Origin of the sequence: Azospirillum sp. TSH20 (assembly GCF_003115935.1) — a bacterium.
In the GTDB taxonomy this organism is placed as follows: Bacteria; Pseudomonadota; Alphaproteobacteria; order Azospirillales; family Azospirillaceae; genus Azospirillum.
In genome coordinates this window covers 1-19,800 of the sequence record NZ_LGQU01000011.1, presented here as the reverse complement: position 1 = coordinate 19,800, position 19,800 = coordinate 1, and the positions used below count along the sequence as shown (strand labels likewise).

At 68.2% G+C, this 19,800-nt stretch carries 17 protein-coding genes; 3 read left to right on the top strand and 14 right to left on the bottom strand.

The genetic code is table 11. From position 1 onward, the window contains the following. The first annotated feature begins 205 nt into the window (after window positions 1-205). Window positions 206-868, top strand: a complete 663-nt coding sequence (locus tag TSH20_RS03315) for a MarC family protein (RefSeq protein WP_109073385.1) — start codon at window positions 206-208, stop codon at window positions 866-868. Window positions 869-871: 3 nt separating this feature from the next. Here TSH20_RS03315 and paaK read toward each other — a convergent pair whose 3' ends face one another. From paaK to aceA, 14 genes are all read right to left on the bottom strand, one after another. Then, a complete protein-coding gene (gene paaK / locus TSH20_RS03310) occupies window positions 872-2,197 on the bottom strand; it encodes a phenylacetate--CoA ligase PaaK (RefSeq protein WP_199231967.1) in 1,326 nt (441 codons plus the stop codon). Window positions 2,198-2,259: 62 nt separating this feature from the next. After that, window positions 2,260-3,468 (bottom strand): 3-oxoadipyl-CoA thiolase, encoded by a 1,209-nt coding sequence (gene pcaF, locus TSH20_RS03305; protein ID WP_109073384.1) that lies wholly within the window; start codon window positions 3,466-3,468, stop codon window positions 2,260-2,262. 54 nt (window positions 3,469-3,522) lie between these two features. Then, entirely contained in the window at window positions 3,523-3,966 is a 444-nt protein-coding gene (gene paaI, locus TSH20_RS03300) for a hydroxyphenylacetyl-CoA thioesterase PaaI (RefSeq protein ID WP_109073383.1), read from the bottom strand. Beyond that, the gene (gene paaH / locus TSH20_RS03295; RefSeq protein ID WP_109073382.1) at window positions 3,963-5,636 is read right to left on the bottom strand and encodes a 3-hydroxyacyl-CoA dehydrogenase PaaH; all 1,674 of its coding nucleotides are present in this window, start codon (window positions 5,634-5,636) and stop codon (window positions 3,963-3,965) included. The genes paaI and paaH overlap by 4 nt, the downstream gene beginning before the upstream one ends. Then, the gene (gene paaG / locus TSH20_RS03290; protein ID WP_109073381.1) at window positions 5,636-6,442 is read right to left on the bottom strand and encodes a 2-(1,2-epoxy-1,2-dihydrophenyl)acetyl-CoA isomerase PaaG; all 807 of its coding nucleotides are present in this window, start codon (window positions 6,440-6,442) and stop codon (window positions 5,636-5,638) included. The genes paaH and paaG overlap by 1 nt, the downstream gene beginning before the upstream one ends. Next, window positions 6,439-8,118 carry a phenylacetic acid degradation protein PaaN gene (gene paaN / locus TSH20_RS03285; protein ID WP_109073380.1) on the bottom strand — a complete coding sequence of 560 codons (1,680 nt, stop codon included), beginning with the start codon at window positions 8,116-8,118 and terminating at the stop codon, window positions 6,439-6,441. Before paaN ends, paaG begins: the two co-directional genes overlap by 4 nt. A 27-nt stretch (window positions 8,119-8,145) precedes the next feature. After that, window positions 8,146-9,225 (bottom strand): 1,2-phenylacetyl-CoA epoxidase subunit PaaE, encoded by a 1,080-nt coding sequence (paaE, locus tag TSH20_RS03280; protein ID WP_109073379.1) that lies wholly within the window; start codon window positions 9,223-9,225, stop codon window positions 8,146-8,148. 172 nt (window positions 9,226-9,397) lie between these two features. Continuing rightward, complete coding sequence (paaD, locus tag TSH20_RS03270) at window positions 9,398-9,919, bottom strand: 1,2-phenylacetyl-CoA epoxidase subunit PaaD (RefSeq protein WP_109073378.1); 522 nt, start codon at window positions 9,917-9,919, stop codon at window positions 9,398-9,400. 7 nt (window positions 9,920-9,926) lie between these two features. After that, window positions 9,927-10,691 carry a 1,2-phenylacetyl-CoA epoxidase subunit PaaC gene (gene paaC, locus TSH20_RS03265; protein ID WP_109073377.1) on the bottom strand — a complete coding sequence of 255 codons (765 nt, stop codon included), beginning with the start codon at window positions 10,689-10,691 and terminating at the stop codon, window positions 9,927-9,929. Beyond that, window positions 10,691-10,978, bottom strand: a complete 288-nt coding sequence (gene paaB, locus TSH20_RS03260) for a 1,2-phenylacetyl-CoA epoxidase subunit PaaB (protein ID WP_014189511.1) — start codon at window positions 10,976-10,978, stop codon at window positions 10,691-10,693. The genes paaC and paaB overlap by 1 nt, the downstream gene beginning before the upstream one ends. A 26-nt stretch (window positions 10,979-11,004) precedes the next feature. Then, window positions 11,005-12,018 (bottom strand): 1,2-phenylacetyl-CoA epoxidase subunit PaaA, encoded by a 1,014-nt coding sequence (gene paaA / locus TSH20_RS03255; protein ID WP_109073399.1) that lies wholly within the window; start codon window positions 12,016-12,018, stop codon window positions 11,005-11,007. A 458-nt stretch (window positions 12,019-12,476) separates the two neighbouring features. Then, on the bottom strand, window positions 12,477-14,174 hold the full coding sequence (locus TSH20_RS03250) for a methyl-accepting chemotaxis protein (protein ID WP_109073376.1): 1,698 nt from the start codon (window positions 14,172-14,174) through the stop codon (window positions 12,477-12,479). Window positions 14,175-14,413: 239 nt separating this feature from the next. Continuing rightward, window positions 14,414-14,977 (bottom strand): DJ-1/PfpI family protein, encoded by a 564-nt coding sequence (locus TSH20_RS03245; protein WP_042697580.1) that lies wholly within the window; start codon window positions 14,975-14,977, stop codon window positions 14,414-14,416. Between the two features lie 571 nt (window positions 14,978-15,548). Beyond that, on the bottom strand, window positions 15,549-16,826 hold the full coding sequence (gene aceA, locus TSH20_RS03240; protein WP_109073375.1) for an isocitrate lyase: 1,278 nt from the start codon (window positions 16,824-16,826) through the stop codon (window positions 15,549-15,551). A gap of 331 nt (window positions 16,827-17,157) precedes the next feature. On the opposite strand from aceA, the gene TSH20_RS03235 reads away from it, so the two are divergent. Further along, window positions 17,158-18,600: a short-chain fatty acyl-CoA regulator family protein gene (locus TSH20_RS03235; RefSeq protein WP_109073374.1), complete on the top strand. Its 1,443-nt coding sequence runs from the start codon at window positions 17,158-17,160 to the stop codon at window positions 18,598-18,600. 256 nt (window positions 18,601-18,856) lie between these two features. After that, a complete protein-coding gene (locus tag TSH20_RS03230) occupies window positions 18,857-19,630 on the top strand; it encodes a ferredoxin--NADP reductase (protein ID WP_109073373.1) in 774 nt (257 codons plus the stop codon). Window positions 19,631-19,800 lie beyond the last annotated feature (170 nt).

The window sequence follows — 19,800 nt, the reverse complement described above, 5'->3', positions numbered from 1 at the left end:
CGGGAGAGGGAGGGACCCGCCGAAGGCGGGAGGGTGAGGGGCTATCCGGACATGGATTCCTGATCCTTGGATCACCCCTCACCCTTCCCAAGCTTCGCTTGGGCCCCTTCCCTCTCCCGGGGCGGGAGAGGGAAACAACGCCACCCTTGCCAGTCCTGCCCCGTCCCCGCTAACTGTTCGGACGGCCGACAAATGCACGGGTCCCATGCTCGACAGTTTCCTGCTCGCCTTCACCGCCCTGTTCTCCATCGTCAATCCGTTGGCGATGGCGCTGATCTTCAGTCAGGTGACGGCGGACAGCAGTCCGCGCGACCGGGCGCGGCTGGCCGGTCTGGTCAGCGTCTATTCGGCCATCGTCATGCTGACCGCGCTGTGGGCGGGTGCCTATGTGCTGAACTTCTTCGGCGTGTCGATGGCGGCGCTGCGGATCGCCGGCGGCTTCGTGGTGGCCGAACGGGCCTGGGCGCTGCTGACCGCGCCGGAACGGCACGAGGCGCGCAAGCAGGAACAGGCCGCCCCGACCGGCGACAACGACCGGCTGGCGGAATCGGCCTTCTTCCCGATGACGATCCCCTTCACCACCGGGCCGGGCACCATTTCGGTCGCCATCGCGCTGGGCTCCACCCGCCCGACGCACGGGGCCGGCGGGCTGATGGAGTTCTTCCTGGGCATGTCGGGGGCGGCGCTGGCGATTGCCGCCCTGGTCTGGCTGTCCTACCGCTCCGCCGACCGCATCGTAGCCTTCCTGGGTCCGACGCGGGTGCGGGTGCTGACGCGGCTGTTCGCCTTCCTGCTGTTCTGCGTCGGCGTCCAGATCCTGCTGACCGGTGTTCTGGACGCCTTCCCGCTGCTGTCGCAGAAGGGCTGAGTTTCAGCTTTTCGGACGCAGGTCCTGCACGCGCTTGGCCTTGCCGATGGACCGGGCGATGCCGCCGGGTTCGACAGCCTCGACGCGGGTGCTGATGCCGATCAGCGACTTGATCGAGTGCTGCAGGTGCTTGGCGTGGCCATCCCATTCCGACGGGTGGATGTCCTCGTGCATCTCCACCCGGACGGCGAGGTTGTCCATGTGGCCGTCGCGGCTCACCACCAGTTCATAGTGCGGGGCGAGCGCCGGGATCTTGCAGATCAGCTCCTCGACCTGGGTCGGGAAGACGTTCACGCCGCGGATGATGAGCATGTCGTCGGAGCGGCCGGTGATCTTGTCCATCCGCCGCATGCCGCGCGCCGTCGGCGGCAGCAGCCGGGTCAGGTCGCGGGTGCGGTAGCGGATGACCGGCATGCCCTGCTTGGTCAGGGTGGTGAAGACCAGCTCGCCATAGGAGCCGTCGGGCAGCACCTCGCCTGAGTCGGGATCGATGATCTCGGGATAGAAATGGTCCTCCCAGATCACCGGGCCGTCCTTGGTCTCGACGCATTCCGACGCCACGCCCGGCCCCATCACCTCCGACAGGCCGTAGATGTCGACGGCGTGGATGTTGAAGGTGCGCTCGATCTCCTCGCGCAGAGCGCCGGTCCAGGGCTCGGCGCCGAAGATGCCGACGCGCAGGCTGGTGCTGCGCGGGTCGATGCCCTGGCGGCGCATCTCGTCGGCGATGTTCAGCATGTAGGACGGCGTGACCATGATGATGGTCGGCTTGAAGTCCTGGATCAGCTGGACCTGCTTTTCGGTCTGGCCGCCCGACATCGGGATGACGGTGCAGCCCAGCCGCTCCGCCCCGTAATGGGCGCCGAGGCCGCCGGTGAACAGGCCGTAGCCATAGGCGATGTGCACCCGGTCGCCGCGCGTGCCGCCGGCGGCGCGGATGGAGCGGGCGACGACCTCCGCCCATACGTCGATGTCGCCCTTGGTGTAGCCGACCACCGTCGGCCGCCCGGTGGTGCCGCTGGAGGCATGGACGCGCACGATGTCCTCCATCGGCACGGCGAACATGCCGAAGGGGTAGGCCTGGCGCAGGTCGTCCTTCACGGTGAAGGGGAACAGCGCCAGATCCTTCAGTTCCTTGAAATCGTCGGGATGGACGCCCTTCGCCTCGCACTTGGCGCGAAAGGGGGCCACGTTGGCGTAGGAATGGCGGAGCGACCATGCCAGCCGCTCCGTCTGCATCGCCACGATCTCGTCGCGGCTGGCGAACTCGTAGCGGTCCATGCCGGCTTTCGCGCCCTGGTTAACGCCGGTATCGGTCATGATGGACATGGTGCGCTTCTCCCCTTCGTACTGATGCCCGGCGCTTGGCGGCCGGTGATGCCGATTTTTGTTCAGACCCGCTCCACCATCATGGCGATGCCCTGGCCGACGCCGATGCACATGGTGCAGAGCGCGCGGGTCGCCTTGCGGTCCTCCAGTTCCATCACCGCGCTGGCGACCAGACGGGTGCCGCTGGCGCCCAGCGGGTGGCCGAGAGCGATGGCGCCGCCGTTGGGGTTCACATGCTCGGCGTCGTCGGGCAGGCCCAGCATGCGCAGCACGGCGAGGCCTTGCGCTGCGAAAGCCTCGTTCAGCTCGATCACGTCGACGTCGCCGATGGAGAGGCCGAGGCGGGCCAGCAGCTTCTGCGTCGCCGGGGCCGGGCCGATGCCCATGACGCGCGGCGCCACGCCGGCCACCGCGGTGCCGACGACGCGGGCGCGCGGGGTCAGGCCGTAGCGCTTCACCGCGTCGGCCGAGGCGACGATCACCGCGGCGGCCCCGTCATTCACGCCCGACGCGTTGCCGGCGGTGACGCTGCCGCCTTCCTTGCGGAAGGGGGTGGAGAGCTTGGCCAGCGCCTCCAGCGTGGTGTCGGGGCGCAGATGCTCGTCGGCGGCGACGATGGTCGGCTCGCCCTTGCGGCGGGGGATGGAGACCGGGACGATCTCACGGGCGAGGCGCCCCGATTCCTGGGCGCGGCCGGCGCGCTGCTGGCTGCGGACGGCGAAGGCGTCCTGGTCGGCGCGGGAGATGTTGTAGTCGGCGGCGACGTTCTCCGCCGTCTCCGGCATGCTGTCGATGCCGAACTTCGCCTTCATCAGCGGATTGACGAAGCGCCAGCCGATGGTGGTGTCGAAGATCTCGGCCTGCCGGGAGAAGGCGCTGTCGGACTTGCCCATGACGAAGGGGGCGCGGGTCATGCTCTCCACGCCGCCGGCGACGATCAGCTCGGCCTCGCCCGCCTTGATGGCGCGGGCGGCCATGCCGATGCTGTCCATGCCGGAGCCGCAGAGGCGGTTGACCGTGGTGCCGGGCACCGCCTCGGGCAGACCGGCCAGCAGCGCCGCCATGCGGGCGACGTTGCGGTTGTCCTCACCGGCCTGGTTGGCGCAGCCGAGGATCACGTCGTCGACGGCAGACCATTCGACGCCGGGATTGCGCTCCATCAGGGCCTTCAGCGGCACCGCGGCGAGGTCGTCCGGGCGCACCGGAGCCAGCCCGCCGCCGTAACGGCCGAAGGGGGTGCGGACGGCATCGCAGATGTAGGCTTCACGCATGGTTCGCTCCAGAAACTATCAAATGGGGATCGTGACCGTGGCCGCCAGGGGCGTTTACTCCACAGGAATCACGGTCCCCGCGATGCGCGCCGACTGGCCGCGGAAGAGACCGACCACCGTGCCGTCCTGGTTGGTGACGGTGACGTCGTAGACGCCGGAGCGGCCGCGCTTGTGCACCTCGCGGCATTCGGCGGTCAGCACGTCGCCCAGCCTGGCCGGAGCCGGGAAGGTGATGGAGCAGCCCGCCGCCACCGTCACCTCGTTCGCCGCGTTGCAGGCATAGGCGAAGGCGGTGTCGGCCAGCGTGAAGGTCATGCCGCCATGGCCGATGTCGTGGCCGTTCACCATGTCCTTGCGCACGGTCATCGCCATGCGGGCATAGCCGGGGGCGATCTCCAGCAGCTCGATGCCATGGGCCTGGGCGCAATGGTCACGCTCGTACATGCCGCGGCCGACCGCTTCGGCGAGGCTTTGGGGATCCTGGAGATTGGTGCTCATAGGAGCGGCTCCTTACCCCCTCTCCCCCCCGGGGAGAGGGTTGGGGTGAGGGGGATGCGCGGCGTGGAGTCGGTGGTGGCGTTTGGGTTTCCGTCGTTTGCAATGCCACGCGGTGCGACCCCCTCACCCTGACCCTCTCCCCGGGGGGGAGAGGGGATTTGGGCGAGTTGGGCGGCGGCGATACGACGGCGCAGCAGGGCGGAGGCGCGGTAGCGGTCCTCGCCGTAGGTGCGGGCCAGCGCGTCGAGCGCGGCCAGCACGTGGGGCAGGCCGATGCGGTCGGCCCAGGCGAGCGGACCCAGCGGGTAGTTCACGCCCTTGGTCATCGCGATGTCGATGTCGGCGGCGCTGGCGACGCCCTGCATCGCCGCGTCCGCCGCCTCGTTGGCGAGCATGGCGACGGTGCGCATCACCACCAGACCGGGGACGTCGTCGATCACCGACACCGCCTTGCCCAGCGCCTGGAACAGCCCGGCGGCGACGGCGAGCGCCTCACGCGACGTGCCGTCGGCGGGGGCCAGCGCGACGCGGGTGGCCTTGGCGTAGTCCAGCGCGAGGTCGAACAGCACCAGCGGAGCGATGCCGTCCTCCGCCGCACGGGCGGTGGCGGTGCGGCCATCGGTCAGGGCCAGCGTGACGCCGTCCACCAGCAGGATGCCGGGGCCGGCGGTCTCCTCGACGGCGATGCCGGCCTCGCGCAGCAGTCCGACTAGGGACGCGGCGGGGCCGAGGTCGCCCTGCACGGTGACACGCTGCGGCTTGGTGGCCGGCTCGGCGCTGCGTGGCGTCGGCTTTGCGGCGCCGGGGCTGTGGTCGTAGAAGCCGCGGCCGGTCTTGCGGCCGAGGCGCCCGGCCTCGACCAGCTCCTGCTGGATCAGCGAGGGCTGGAAGCGCGGGTCGCCGAAATAGGCGGCGTGGACGGAGCGGGTGACGGCGAAGTTCACGTCATGACCGATCAGGTCCATCAGCTCGAACGGCCCCATGCGGAAGCCGCCGGCCTCGCGGGCGATGGCGTCGATGGTGGCGGGATCAGCCGCCTGCTCCTGCACCAGCCGCAGCCCTTCGGCGTAGAAGGGGCGGGCGACCCGGTTGACGATGAAGCCGGGGGTGGAGCGGCAACGCACCGGGCTCTTGCCCCAAGCCTTCGCCGTGTCGAACAGCGTATCGAGCACCGCGGCGTCGGTGGCGAGCCCGCTGACGATCTCCACCAGCGCCATCAGCGGCGCCGGATTGAAGAAATGCAGGCCGGCCAGCCGTTCCGGCCGCTGCACCCCGGCGCCGATGGCGGTGACCGACAGCGACGAGGTGTTGGTGGCGAGGATGGCGCCCACGCCGACGATGCCTTCAAGCTCGGCGAACAGGCGGCGCTTGACGTCGAGGTCTTCGACGATGGCCTCCACCACCAGACCGGCGGGGGCGAGATCGGACAGGCCGTTCACCGCGCGCAGGCGGTCGACGGTGGCGTCACGCTCCGCCGCCGTGCGCTTGCCCTTCTCGACCAGGGCGGTTAGCGCCTTGGCGATGGACTCGACGGCGGCCTGCGCGGCGCCGGGGCGGGTGTCGACCAGCAGGACCGGGTGGCCGGCCTGCGCCGCGACCTGGGCGATGCCCTGGCCCATGGCGCCGGCCCCGACCACCGCGACGGTGACGGAAGGATCGAGCGCCGCCATCACCGCCCCTCGAACTTCGGCGCGCGCTTTTCGACGAAGGCGGCGACGCCCTCGCGGTAGTCGTGCGTGCGGCCGGCCTCGCGCTGGAGATCGCGTTCCAGGTCCAGCTGGGTGTCGAGGTCGTTGGCGGAGGAGGCGTTGAGCGCCTGCTTGATGAGGGCGAGGCCGCGCGTCGGCTGGGTGGCGAGCTGGCGGGCGAGCGCGCCCGCCTCTGCCATCAGCCTGTCGTCGTCCACCGCCTTCCAGATCATGCCCCAGGCTTCCGCCTGCTCAGCTGACACCTTGTCGCCCAGCATGGCGAGGCCCATGGCGCGGGCATGGCCGACCAGACGCGGCAGGGTCCAGGTGCCGCCGCTGTCGGGGATCAGCCCGATCTTGCAGAAGGCCTGAATGAAGCTGGCCGACCGCGCCGCCAGCACGATGTCGCAGGCAAGCGCGATGTTGGCGCCCGCCCCGGCGGCGACTCCGTTGACGGCGCAGATGACCGGCATCGGCAGGGCGCGCAAGGACCGGACCAGCGGGTTGTAGTTGGTCTCGATCGACACGCCGAGGTCGGGGCCCTGGGCGCCCGGCGCGACGGCGCGGTCGGACAGGTCCTGCCCGGCGCAGAAGCCGCGTCCGGCGCCGGTCAGCAGCAGGCAGCGCACGGCCTTGTCGTCGCGCACCTCGCCGACGGCCTCGCGCAGCTCCTCATGCATCGCCGCGGTGAAGCTGTTCAGCCGGTCGGGCCGGTTCAGCGTGATGGTGGCGACGCCGTCGGCGATGTCGAGAAGGATGGTCTTGTCGGTGGTCTGCCGGTCGCTCATTGGGCGGCCTCCAGAACCGGAACGCGGCTCTGCACCACGCGGAAGCGGTTGGCGACGAAAGCGAGGTCGCACAGCGCCGCATTGGCCGCCGGGTTGGCGCCGGTGCCGTGGAAGTCGCTGAAGGCCGCCGACTGGTTGACGAAGACGCCGCCGGTCAGGTTGACCGACAGGGCGACGCCGGCCTCGACGAACAGGTCGGTCGCCTGCTCGATCAGCTGCGGATCGGTGCTGTAGAGGCCGGTGGTCAGGGCGCCCTTGGTGCGGGTCAGGCGGGCGGCGCGCTCCAGGCTGTCGGCGGTGCTGTCGGTCTTCACGATGATGGAGATCGGGCCGAACAGCTCATGGCCGTACTTGTCCTCGTCGGCCGCATCCATGGTCAGGATCAGCGGGGTGCGGATGCGGGCGTCCGGGAATTTCGGATGGGTGATGGCGCGCGACGGCAGCACGACGGTGCCGAGCTTGGCGGCTTCGTCGATGCGGGCCAGCGTGGCGTCGGACTGGATGGCGCCCAGAACCTCCACCGCGCGTTCCGGGTCGGACAGGAACTTGTCGACGCCGCCGGCCAGTGCTGAGACGACCTGATCGAAGCTCATCCGCTCCGGCCCGGCCTGGATGCCGTCCTTGGGCACGAAGATGACCTGGGTCGTCGTGCACATCTGGCCGGAATAGAGGCTGAGCGTGAAGGCGAGGTTGCGCACCATGCCCTTGGGGTCGTCGGTGCCGTCGATCACCACCGTGTTGACGCCGGCCTTCTCGGTGTAGACCTGGGCCTGACGGGCGTTCTGCTCCAGCCAGTCGCCGAAGCCGGTGGAGCCGGTGTAGTCGATCACCGCCACCTCGGGCCGCAGCGCCAGATCCTTGGCGACGGTGTCGCCGATGGCGAGCGTGACGATGTTGGGGTCGAGCCCGCATTCCGCCAGAACCTCGCGCGCGATCTTTACGGTGATGGCGAGCGGCAGGATGGCGGTCGGGCCGGGCTTCACGATCACCGCATTGCCGGTGACGAGGCTGGCGAACAGGCCGGGATAGCCGTTCCAGGTCGGGAAGGTGGCGCAGCCGATGACCAGCCCGACGCCGCGGCCGACCACCTCGAAACGCTTGTCCATCACCAGCGGCGGGTTCTTGCCCTGCGGCTTCTCCCAACGCGCCGTCGGGGTCTGGTCGGTCATCGCCTTCCAGCCATAGGCCACCGCCTCAAGCCCGCGGTCCTGGGCATGCGGCGCGCCGGCCTGGAAGGCCATCATGAAGGCCTGCCCGGTGGTGTGCATCACCGCGTTGGCGATCTCAAAGCTGCGGGCGTTCAACCGCTTCAGGATTTCCAGGCAGACGCCGGCGCGGCCGTTCGGCCCGGCCTTGCGCCAGCCCGGCATTGCCGCCTTGGCCGCCTTGACCAGCGCATCGACGTCCGACACCGGATAGGTGATGCCGAGGTCGAAGCCGAAGGGCGAGCGCTCACCACCCGCCGTGCCGGTGACGCCCGGCTGGTCCAGCTCGAAGGGCTTGTCGCGGTAGGCCGCGAAGGCCGCCTCGCCATCGGCCGCCGCCGTCTCGCCATAGGCGCGCGGGCTCGGCATTTCGGGGAAGGCCGACCAGTAGGCGCGGCTGCGGCAGGCCTCGACGGCCTTCTGCAGTGTCGCCTCGTGCGTCTCGAACAGCGCTTGCGGGGTGGTGGTCATGGCGGGGCGTTTCCTTTTTCTCGTTGATTAGGCGGCGTCGAAGTCGATGACGACCCGTTCGGTCAGCGGGCGCGACTGGCAGGTCAGGACATAGCCGGCCTCGACCTCCCAAGGCTCCAGCGAGTAGTTCTCGGCCATCTCCACCTTGCCTTCGCGCACCTTGGCGCGGCAGGTGCAGCAGACGCCGGACTTGCAGGAATAGGGCAGGTCGGCGCCATGCCGGTGGGCGGCGTCGAGGATGCTCTCGCCGTCATAGGGCAGCGTGAATTCCTTGCGCTTGCCGTCCTGCAGGATGGCGATGGTCGCGGCATCGGTGGGGGTGTCGGTCGCCACCTTCCTGACCGTGGGCCGCGCGGCGGTCGTGGTGCCGAACAGCTCGACATGGATGTTGGCGGGCGGCGTGCCGCAGGCGGCCAGCGCGTCGCGCACCTCCTCCACCATCGGCTGGGGGCCGCAGAGGAAGGCGGCGTCGATATCCTCGGCCTTGAGCGGGCCGGCGCAGAGTTCGCGCACCAGACCGGCGCCGATGCGGCCGCCCAGCAGCCCGGCCTCTTCCGGTTCGCGGCTCAGCACATGGTGGATGACCAGCCGGCCGATATAGCGGTTCTTCAGATCCTCCAGCTCTTCGCGGAAGATGATGGAGGAGACGGTGCGGTTGCCGTAGACCAGCACGAAACGGCTCTTCGGCTCCTGCGCCAGCACGGTCTTCAGGATCGACATCACTGGGGTGATGCCGCTGCCGGCGGCGAAGGCGACGTAGGTGCGGGCGGCGTCCGGGTCGATGGGGGTGTGGAAGCGCCCCATCGGCGTCATCACCTCCAGCACGGCGCCCGGCGCCAGCGACTGGTTGGCGTGGGTGGAGAACAGGCCGCCATCGACCTTCTTCACCGCGACGCGCAGCTCGCCCTCATCCACGCCGGAGCAGATGGAGTAGGAGCGCCGCACCTCCTCGTCCCCGATGTGGGTCTTGAGGGTCAGGTACTGGCCCTGGACGAAGCGGAAGCGGTCGGCGAGATCGGCCGGCACGTCGAAGGCGATCGACACGGTGTCCGCGGTCTCCCGGCGGCACTCGCGGATGGTCAGCGGGTGGAAGCTGGGGGTGGTCATGGGGTGGTCCTCGGTCGGGCCGGTTGAATGGTCGTCGCACTTGCCCCCACCCCAACCCTCCCCCGCTGGGCGGGGGAGGGGGTAAGTGCTTGTGCGGGAGAGCGGCGGCAGTTCCCTCCCCTGCGGAGCGGGGGAGGGTTAGGGTGGGGGCAAGTGCGGCAGGCGCTTCCACTCAATGGCATTTGAACACGTCGAACGGTTCGAGGCAGGCGTTGCAGGCGTGCAGCGCCTTGCAGGCGGTCGAGCCGAAGCGGCTGATCTGGCGGGTATCCTGCGATCCGCAGCGCGGGCAGGCGATCACCTCGTCCGGAGCCGTCAGCGCCCGCTTGCCGGACGCTGGCGGCGGGACGATGCCGACCTCGGCCAGCTTGTTCCGGCCGGTGTCGCTGATCCAGTCGGTCGTCCAGGGCGGGGCGATCACCACCGACACGGCTGCGTCGAGCCCGGCGCGGACCAGCGCGGTTTCCGCCTCCAGAACGATCACGCCGGTCGCCGGGCAGCCGGAATATGTGGGCGTGAGAGCCACCGACAGCCGGCCTTCCGCATCGGTGGAAACCGCGCGGACGATGCCGAGATCGACGATGCTCAGCACCGGAATCTCCGGATCCATCACCCCGGCCAGCGCATCCCAGGCGGCCTTTACGACCGCATCGGCGTCCGGTTCCGGTCCCCAGCAGCCTGCTGCATCCGGCATCTCGCCCTCACCAATTCGCGTCGGGATAGGCGCGCGGCAGGAACTGCATCTCGGCCAGCAGATAGCCGAGATGCTCGCTATGCTCGCCGCGGCGGCCGCCCTTCTGCATCCAGCCGTCGGCCGGACGGTCGAGGGTGGCGTCATTCAGCACCGCCTCGACGCGGGCGGCCCAGGCGGCCTTCAGCCCGGCCGGGTCGGGGACGATGCCGGCGGCGACCAGCGCCTGTTCGGCCTCGTCCCGCTCGAACATCTCGCCGGTGTAGGGCCAGAGGCGGCCGAGCGCGTCGGCGACCTTGGCGTGGCTGACATCGGTGCCGTCGCCCAGCCGCACCAGCCAGTCGCCACTGTGGCGGACATGGTAGCGCACCTCCTTCACCGCCTTGGCGGCGATGCCGGCCAGCGTCTCGTCCTTGGAGGCGCACAGCCGCTCATACAGCTCCACCGACCAGGCATCGTGCAGGAACTGGCGGACAATGGTGTGACCGAAGTCGCGGTTCGGCTGCTCGACCAGCAGGTGGTTGCGGTAGTCGAAGACGTCGCGCCGGTAGGCGAGGCGATCCTCGTCGCGGCCCTTGCCCTCCAACTCGCCGGCATAGGTCAGCAGCATGCGGGCATGGCCGACGAGGTCGAGTGCGACGTTGGTCAGCGCGATGTCCTCTTCCAGCTCCGGCGCATGGCCGCACCATTCCGACAGCCGGTGCCCCAGCACCAGCGAGGTGTCGCCCAGCCGCAGCGTGTATGCGAACAGGGCCTCTTTGAGATCCGTGCTCATCAGATATTCTTCACGTCTGCGGGGATGTCGTAGAAGGTCGGGTGGCGATAGACCTTGTCGTCGGCCGGATCGAACAGGCTGGCCTTCTCCGACGGGTCGGACGCGGCGATGCTGGCGGCGGGGACCGCCCAGATGCTGACGCCCTCGCCGCGGCGGGTGTAGACGTCGCGGGCATTGTCCAGCGCCATGCGGGCGTCGGCGGCGTGAAGGCTGCCGACATGCTTGTGCGACAACCCGTTCTTCGGCCGGATGAAGATCTCGAACAGCGGCCAGTCTTTACGGTCCATCGTCTCGTTCCCTCGGAATTCTTTGGTCAGCCGGCCTTCTTCAGGGCGCGCTGCTTGCGTTTGGCGGCATGGGCGACGGCGGCCTCGCGCACCCAGGCGCCGTCGTCCCACGCCTTGCGGCGGGCCTCGATGCGCTCGCGGTTGCAGGGGCCGTTGCCCTTCAGGATCTCGTTGAACTCGGTCCAGTCGATGGCGCCGAATTCGTAATGGCCGGTCTCGGCGTTGAAGCGCAGCTCCGGGTCCGGGATGGTCAGGCCGAGGAACTCCGCCTGCGGCACCGTGGCGTCGACGAAGCGCTGGCGCAGCTCGTCGTTGGAGAAGCGCTTGATCTTCCAGGCCATGTTCTGGGCGGAGTGGGCGGACTGGTCGTCCGACGGGCCGAACATCATCAGCGACGGCCACCACCAGCGGTTCAGCGCGTCCTGCGCCATCCGCTTCTGCTCCGCCGTGCCCTGGGCCAGCGCCAGCATCAGCTCGTAACCCTGGCGCTGGTGGAAGCTCTCCTCCCGGCAGATGCGGACCATGGCGCGGGCATAGGGCCCGTAGGAGCAGCGGCAGAGCGGCACCTGATTCATGATCGCCGCACCGTCGACCAGCCAGCCGATGGCGCCGATGTCGGCCCAGGTCGGGGTCGGGTAGTTGAAGATGCTGGAATATTTGGCCTTGCCCGACAGCAGTTGGCCGACCAGCTCGTCGCGCGACACGCCCAGCGTCTCGGCGGCGCTGTAGAGATAGAGGCCGTGCCCGCCCTCGTCCTGCACCTTGGCCAGCAGGGCCACCTTGCGGCGCAGCGTCGGCGCGCGGGTGACCCAGTTCCCTTCCGGCAGCATGCCGACGATTTCCGAATGGGCGTGCTGCGAGATCTGGCGGACCAGCGTGCGGCGATAGCCCTCCGGCATCCAGTCGCGCGGTTCGATCTTCTCTTCGGCGTCGACGCGCTCCTGGAAGCGGCCCTGGAGAGCGGCTTCCTGTTCCGTCACCAGGCGGGGAGACGGTTGAGCGCCCTGCTCGGTCTTGGCATCCAAACCCTGCGTGTACATCAGCATCCCCGAGATGGATCGCGTGTCCAGCGAACATTTTCTGAAAGCAAAATATGATACAGATCAAAGACTGTAAAGCGGATTTGTGTGTCGCTTTCGGGGTGGAGTGGTGGGCTTAGAAAATCACGTTTTATTCCAATGACTTGTGTCGAGGTGCGCAGGCATGCTTTGGGCCGTGCTCCGCCTGATGCGGGCACGATTGCGCCTCCACCGATACACGGATAGCGCAGTTTTTCAAATTTTGTGCGATGCGGAAGAGGCAAGGCGAAGGGGGAGGGGCGCTGCCGGGCTTATAACCGACAACGGCGCTCTGGTTTGGACGGCGGAGTGGCAAGAGTCCGCCACGTCCGCATGCGCCCTCTGCCGGCCCCCATCTGTCCGACGGGTGTCCGGCTTGCTCTATGGTATTTGCGACGGCCCTCGGGCTCGCCGTAGGCAGGGGAGGATCGATGGGGGGCTTACGACGCCCGCAGCGCCCCCAGGAACCCGTCCACCTCCTGCCGCATCCGACCGGCATCGCCGGTGACGGTGTCGACCGACCGCACCATGACGCTGCTCGCCTGTTCGGCGGACGCGGCGGCGGCGGTGACGGCGGCGATGTTGTCGGAAACCGTGCGGGTGCCGTCGGCGGCGTCCTGGATGTTGGCCGCGATCTCGCCCACCGCGGCGCTCTGCTGTTCGACCGCGGCGGCGACCTCGCCCGCGATCTCGTTCAGGCGGGCGATGGTGCGGGTGACGGCGCTGATGGTGTCGACTGCGGTGCCCGACGCGCTCTGGATTTCGGCGATGCGCGCCTGGATCTCGGCGGTCGCCTTGGCGGTCTGGCCGGCGAGCTGCTTGACCTCGCTCGCCACGACGGCGAAGCCCTTGCCGGCTTCTCCGGCGCGGGCCGCCTCGATGGTGGCGTTCAGCGCCAGCAGGTTGGTCTGGCCGGCGATGCCGGAAATCATGTCCACCACCTTGCCGATCTCTTCCGCGGCTTCGGCGAGGCTGCCCATCACGGTGGTGCTGCGTTCGGCATCGCGGGTGGCGTCGGCGGCGATGCCGGCGGAATCGGCGACCAGTTGCGAGATGCCGGCGAAGCTGGCGGACAGTTCGGCGGTGGCGGCGGCGACGCTGTCGACATTGGCCGAGGCGCGGCCGGCGGCCGACGACACCGCGTCGGAATGGCGCGCCGTCTCGGCTGCGCCCTCCGCCATCGCGGTGGAGGCGGCGGCCATTTCGGCGGTGGAGGCGGACAGCGCCTCGACAAGGCGCTTCACCGTCGCCTCGAAGCCGTCGGCGAGCGTACGCAGCTCGCGGCGGCGTTCCTCGGCGGCGGCGGTCTTCAGCCGCTCCTGCTCCTGCTGCAGGCGTTCGGTGTCGAGCATGGTGTCGCGGAAGACACGGGCGGCGGTGGCCATGCGGCCGATTTCGTCGCGGCGGCCCTCTTCGAAACTGGCGGTGAAATCGCGGGCGGCCAGCCGCTCCAGCGAACTGGCGACATCGAGGATCGGGCGGGAGATGCCGCGCACCAGAACGGCGCCGAAGCCGAGCGCCAGCAGCGTGCAGAGCGTCACCCCGCCCAGCACCATGCCGTGGGCACTGCTGTAGACCGCCGCGCCCTGGTCGGCCACCGCGCCGGCATCGACCATCGTGCCTTCGACCAGAGCGTCAAGAGCCTCCTGCACGCGGGCGAAGGCGACGGCACTGGGGCGCTTGAAGACGCTGACGGCGGACTGGGCATTGCCGTCGCGGGCCTGACTGCGCACCCGGTCGGCGGCGGATGCGTAGGCGGTCCAGGCCTCGTCGAACGCCGCCAGCCGCGCCGCACCCTCGCCGCCGGTGAAGCGGGATCCTGCGGCCTGACGGCGCGCCGTCACCTCGGCCACCGCGTCGGTCCAGCCCTTTTCGGCCTGGTTCACCTGCATCTCGTTGGTGGCGAGCGCATAGGCGGCCTCGGCGATGCGATGGCCTTGCGCAGCGGAGGTCAGTTGACCGGCCAGCTGGGTCGCCGGCAGCGATCGGCTGCGCATCGTCTCGGCGGCATTGTTTAGGATTTCCAGCCGGCTGAGCGTGAACAGTCCGAAGGCGGCGGCCATCACCACGGTGCCGAGCACGGCGACGATGATCTTGGCGCGGATGGTGAGACGTCCAAATGCACGAATTTTAGCCAATTTGTCCGCACCTCCGCCAAGCTTCCGGCAAGACGTCATCCTGCCCGAAGGAATTATTCGACCCTCAATCTTACTAATCCGAACGTTTAAAATTATCAACGCGGAAGGTGAGTGAAATGGTCGGAGATCGCGGAGAACCGGGCAATTGTCACGGCCCGGGTGGGAGTGGACCCCAAAACGAAACGGCCGCCGCACCCGGTTGGTGCGGCGGCCGTTTCGGGACCGGCTGAGGATGGAGATCAGGCGGCCTTGCGAACGGAACCCAGCTCGGTGAACAGCTTCACCACGGCTTCGACGAACTCGTTCAGCTGGTCCTGGCCCAGGGCCGAGACGGTGATGTCGTCGACGACCAGAGCCTCGTCGCTGATCCGGCCGCCGGCGGCGGTCAGGTCGGCGCGGTAGGCTTCCGGGGCGGCCAGCAGGCGGCCGCGCAGCTTGCCGGGGATCGCCAGCAGCTGGATGCCCTGGTCGATGGCGGCGATCGGCTTGCCGGCATCCAGGAAGTGGCCAACGATGCGGCGGGTGTGGGCCGACTGCTGCAGCTTCGCCACGCTGCGCTCACCGCCCGGCAGCAGCAGCATGTCGAAGTCGGCGCCCAGCGCCTCGCTCAGATGCTTGTCCACCGGGAAGTAATGGCCCCAGGACTTACCGTGCCAGCCGTTGACCAGACCCGTCTCGGTGGAGATGGTACGCAGCGTGGCGCCGGTCTTGATCAGGGCGCGTTGCGGCTCGGTCATCTCCGCTTCTTCGAAGCCGTTGGAGACGAGGATGGCGATGGACTTTCCTGCGAGCGATTGATCCATACTGTCTTGTCCTTTCATCGTTTCACCAAAGAACGCCGGAGCATCTCCGATGGCATGTCCGCCAGGGGAGAACCCGCCGGGGCAAGTGGCGGTCGGGAAACGGTCATCGCCGCGCACGGGAATGCGCGGCGGCCAGTTCCGCCCGCCGGGAGCCCGAGGTCGGGTGCCGGCGTGTGGGACCTTTACGTCCCGGATCGGTTTGTTTTCAGCATGCGGACTTAATTGGTCCCGATGCGGTCCCAAGTCAACAAGGGATTCCGCGGCGCACCCAAGAGCGCGGCGGCCCGGAAACCGGCTCACACAGTGGATTTGGCCGCATTTTCCAGCCCAGTTCAAGACTTTCGGCCGAGCCGGCCCGTACCACCGGTTGATGCCATGCAGGGCTGCCATACCATGGAGGCGTGGCTTCACCGAGGGATTATCGCCGATGACCCTTGCCGGATCCGTTCGGGCACAAAAAAGCGGCCGGGGGGAAGGCCCCCGGCCGTCGGCAAGTCAAAGCATCAGCCGTTCGAAAAGATCCAGCTCGCACACTGGATCACGGACCAATCCCGATGATCGGAACCTGCGATCAATGGAACTGGTCAGCCTCGGTGGAGTCCTTGTACGCGGTGGTCGAGGAGGTGCCGCCGGAGATCGCCGTGGCGACCGCGTCGAAGTAGCCGGTGCCGACTTCGCGCTGGTGCTTGGTGGCGGTGTAACCGTCCTTCTCGGCCGCGAACTCGGCCTGCTGCAGTTCGGAGTAGGCGGCCATGCCGCGCTCGGCGTAACCCTTGGCGAGCGTGAAGGCCGAGTAGTTCAGGCTGTGGAAGCCGGCCAGCGTGACGAACTGGAACTTGTAGCCCATCGCGCCCAGCTCGCGCTGGTACTTGGCGATGGTGGCGTCGTCCAGGTTGGCCTTCCAGTTGAAGGACGGCGAGCAGTTGTAGGCCAGCATCTTGCCCGGGAACTGCTTGTGCACGGCCTCGGCGAAGCGGCGCGCCTCGTCCAGGTTCGGCTTGGAGGTCTCCCACCACATCAGGTCCGAATACGGCGCGTAGGACAGGCCGCGGGCGATGCAATGATCGACGCCCATGCCCTTCTTCAAGCGGAAGAAGCCCTCGGTGGTGCGGCCGGCGTCGAAGTCGATGAAGGGATGGTCACGCTCGTCGATGTCCGAGGTGATGAGCTGCGCCGACTCCGCGTCGGTGCGGGCGATCACCAGGGTCGAGGTGCCGCAGACGTCGGCGGCCAGACGGGCGGCGTTCAGCGTGCGTATGTGCTGCTGCGTCGGGATCAGAACCTTGCCGCCGAGGTGGCCGCACTTCTTTTCCGAAGCCAGCTGGTCTTCCCAGTGCACGCCGGCAGCGCCGGCCTTGATCATCGACTTCATCAGCTCGAAGGCGTTCAGCGGGCCGCCGAAACCGGCCTCGGCATCCGCGATGATCGGCGCGAACCAGTAGGTGTCGCCCTTGCCCTCGGAAGTCTGGATCTCGTCGGCCCGCTTGAAGGTGTTGTTGATGCGCTCGACGACCGCCGGGACCGAGTTCACCGGATACAGGCTCTGGTCCGGGTACATCTGGCCGGCCGTGTTGGCGTCGCCGGCGACCTGCCAGCCCGACAGGTAGATGGCCTTCAGGCCGGCCTTGACCGCCTGCATCGCCTGGTTGCCGGTCAGCGCGCCCAGCGTGTTGATGTAGGGCTCGGTGTTCAGCAGCTCCCACAGGCGGCGGGCGCCCAGCTCGGCCAGCGTGTACTCGATCTTGACCGAGCCGCTCAGACGCTTGACGTCGTCCATGGAGTAGTCGCGGCGGATGCCCTCGTAACGGGCGGCGTGGATGGCGGCCTTGGTCTTTTCATCGAGCGACATGGGTCAGGTTCCTTGTTGTCCGGTGCGCCCGGTTGATCGGGGCGGAACTGGGGTCTCGGGGCGGGCCTTTTGTCGGTCCCTGCGGCTGTTGTGCAGCGGCGTTTCCTCCCGCCGGTAACAACTGCACTTTTCCGTCTTCGGGGCCGCTTGCGCTTTACAGCGCGGCCGTGAACCAAGACTTAAACCTGCCTTGAGTGCGTTGCAATAAGCCCTTGTTTGTAAAAAGGTCCGTTTGTAAACTGCCGTCTTCATAATCCTGTAAATCCGTAAATCTTGTAAAGCCAGAGAACTGAAATCCAGAGAACTGGTTGGGGGGCTGATCGTGGCGACTATGGAAAAGAAGGCGATGCTGGGTCCGAAGGTCCGCCGCCTGCGCCGCGACCATGCCCTGACCCAGGCGCAGATGGCCGAACAGCTGGGCATCTCCCCCAGCTACCTGAACCTGATCGAGCACAACCAGCGCCCGGTGACGGTGCCGCTGCTGCTGAAGCTGGGCCAGCAGTTCGGCGTCGATCTGCAGGCGTTCGCCGAGGATGAGGAAAGCCGGCTGGTGGCGGGCCTGCGCGAGGTGTTCGCCGACCCGCTGTTCGACGGCTCCGACATCAAGAACCAGGACTTTCGCGAACTGGCGGCGGTGGCGCCGACGCTGGGGCAGGCGGTGGTGGCGCTCTATCGCGGATTCCGCGGGGCGCGCGACGACCTGCAGGCGCTGGCGGAGCGGGTGGCCGACCGCGAGAAGCTGCATCTGGTGCAGGCCACCGGCTTCCCGCAGGACGAGGTGCGCGACCTGTTCCAGGCCCATTCCAACCATTTCCCGGAACTGGAGGCGGCGGCGGAAAGCCTGTGGCAGGACGGCAAGCTGGAGCGCGGCGACCTCTATCGCGGGCTGGTCGACTGGCTGAACACCCAGCACAGCGTGCGCGTCCGCCTGCTGCCGTCGGAGGTGATGGGCTATGCCGTGCGCCGCTTCGACCGCCACAGCCGGCGCATCCTGCTGTCGGAGATGCTGGCGCCGTCGGGCCGCACCTTCCAGCTGGCCTGCCAGATCGCGCTGCTGCGTCACCGTGATCTGCTGAACGGCATCGTCGACGCCGCCAACCTGTCGGACGACGAGGCGCGGCGGCTGACCCGCATCGGATTGGCCAACTACTTCGCCGCGGCGGTGCTGATGCCCTACGACCGCTTCCACGAGGCGGCGACCCAGCTGCGCTACGACATCGAGATCCTGCGGCGGCGCTTCGACGCGTCGTTCGAGCAGGTCTGCCACCGGCTGACCACGCTGCACCGGTCGGGGGCCAAGGGCGTGCCCTTCTTCTTCATGCGGGTGGACAGCGCCGGCAACGTGTCGAAACGCTTTTCCGGCGCCGGTTTCCACTTCGCCCGTTTCGGCGGCGGTTGCCCGCGCTGGATCGTCTATGAAGCCTTCCGCACGCCGGGCAAGATCCACAGCCAGATGGCGGAGATGCCGGACGGCACCGCGTACTTCTCCATCGCCCGCACGGTGGTGAAGGCCGGCGGCGGCCACCGCAGCCCGCCGCAGCAATTCGCCGTCGCGCTGGGGTGCGATGTCCAGCATGCGGCTCAGGTCACCTATGCGGACGGGTTCGACCTGTCCAACACCGACGCGGCGACGCCGATCGGCGTGAATTGCCGGCTCTGCCCGCGGCTGGATTGTTCGCAGCGGGCGTTTCCGCCGCTGAATCATCGGCTTATCGTCGACGAGAACCTGCGCGGCCTCTCCCCCTACCTCTTCGCGCCGCCCAGTGCGGAATAGCAGGCGAATTGACCGGGATCAATGTTGTACGGCGTCGTTTGTGTTGTTTGCCGGAAAGCCCGTCATTCGACTGGTAGAAATCCGTGGCCTTTGACCGGGTTTGTTGATAGGTTTCGGCCGTTGCGTCGCGGCAGCTCCGCTCGCGTCCTCGCGCACCGGCCACCTGAACGCAGCGTCCCGGACTTTGGTATTGAACACCGCCAACCGAGCTTGGCCTCGACGGGTTTTGGAACGCCCCCCATTCTGGAACGCCCAAATGAGCAACTTGATCAAAGAGCGCGTGCTGACCGTTCACCACTGGACCGACACGCTGTTCAGCTTCACCACCACGCGCGATCCGTCCTTCCGCTTCCTGCCGGGGCAGTTCACCATGATCGGGCTGGAGGTCGAAGGCCGGCCCCTGCTGCGCGCCTACAGCCTCGTCAGCGCGCATTACGAGGAGACGCTGGAGTTCTTCAGCATCAAGGTGCAGGACGGCCCGCTGACCTCGCGCCTGCAGCACCTGAAGGAAGGCGACACGCTGCTGGTGAACCGCAAGGCGACTGGCACGCTGATCACCGACAACCTGCTTCCCGGGCGGAACCTGTATCTGCTGAGCACCGGCACCGGCCTGGCGCCGTTCCTCAGCATCATCAAGGACCCGGAGATGTACGAGAAGTTCGACCGGGTGATCCTGACCCACGGCACCCGCACCGTGGCGGAGCTGGCCTATGACGACCTGATCCACCACAGCCTGCCGGAGAACGAGTTCTTCGGCGAGCAGGTGAAGGAAAAGCTGCTCTATTACCCGACCGTGACGCGCGAGCCCTTCCGCAACCAGGGCCGCCTGACCACGCTGATGGAAACCGGCAAGCTGTTCACCGACCTGGGCCTGCCGGAGCTGGACGCCGAGAAGGACCGCGTGATGATCTGCGGCAGCCCGGCGATGCTGGCCGAGACCACCGCGATGATGGAAAAGCGCGGCTTCGTCATGGGCACCAACGGCGAGCCGGGCGGGTTCGTCATCGAGAAGGCGTTCGTGGAGCGGTGAGGAGGGTGGGTGTCGGCTTCGATGCCCCCACCCTAACCCTCCCCCGCTGGGCGGGGGAGGGGACAAGTGCTTGTTCGGGAGAGCGGCGGCAGTCCCTCCCCCGCCCAGCTCTCGCACAAAGCTATGCTTTGTGCTGACGCGGCAGGCGGACCATAGGTCCGCTGAGAGCG